Source organism: Staphylococcus sp. HMSC65H10 (assembly GCF_001839185.1).
GTDB lineage: Bacteria > Bacillota > Bacilli > Staphylococcales > Staphylococcaceae > Staphylococcus > Staphylococcus simulans.
Window position 1 is genome coordinate 1 of the sequence record NZ_KV840293.1, and the last position, 823, is coordinate 823.

Sequence of the window (823 nt, forward strand, 5' to 3'; positions counted from 1 at the left end):
TTCGTATCATCGTTAGAATCAATTTTATCAGTTAGTTCCTCAATTTTATGACTTAAGCAATCTTCGATTGCCTCTAGTTCATGTGTCTGTATGTCTTCAGATGATTCTTCTTTTAAATTTGGCAAAATTTCTTTTACTAATAGCTCTTCGTATATTTCTTTTGATTTCTTCATATTAGATTGACTATAACGTTCTGTATTCTTTCTCCAAACAAACGTATACTTATTTGCATCAGCTTCAATTTTAGTACCATCGATGTAAATTGCATTCTCTTCTATATAATGATTTTCTACTAAAAAGGTTCTGAATACTACATAGCATTCTTTAATCAAAGCATTTGTTCGAGGATTAGAACGAAAACGATTAATCGTTTTATAGCTAGGGTTTTGTTCTTGTGCTAACCACATAAATCTAATACTATCTGTTAATGCAAATTCTATTTTCCGTCCGGAAAATATTGAATTACTATAGGCGTATAAGATGATTTTCAACATCATACGAGGATTGTAAGACGATGCACCTCTGTGATTTTGATATTCAGCAAAAGCATTTTCAGGCATTCTTTCTACAATCTCATTAACGATATTTGCAGTATCATTTTCTGTGAAAGTAAAATCAGTTATTAGTGGCAGTGAAAGTTGAGACATGTTATAATTTTTATACATAAAGTTCCTCCTATGATTGGGTTTGTGGTGAATCTCTAATTATAACTTGGGGGGCTTTATCTTTTTAAGTTATATAAATATTTTACATAAAAATCCGAGGAAAATCACTTAAGATTCTCCTCGGATTTTATTTTGGACTGTATTTATGTCCCAGCCCC

At 31.0% G+C, this 823-nt stretch carries 1 protein-coding gene; it reads right to left on the minus strand.

The features are described from left to right. Positions 1 to 665 (minus strand): transposase (locus HMPREF3270_RS00050; protein ID WP_141763106.1); only part of this gene is annotated, 665 nt, incomplete at its 3' end. Between the last annotated feature and the right edge of the window lie 158 nt (positions 666 to 823).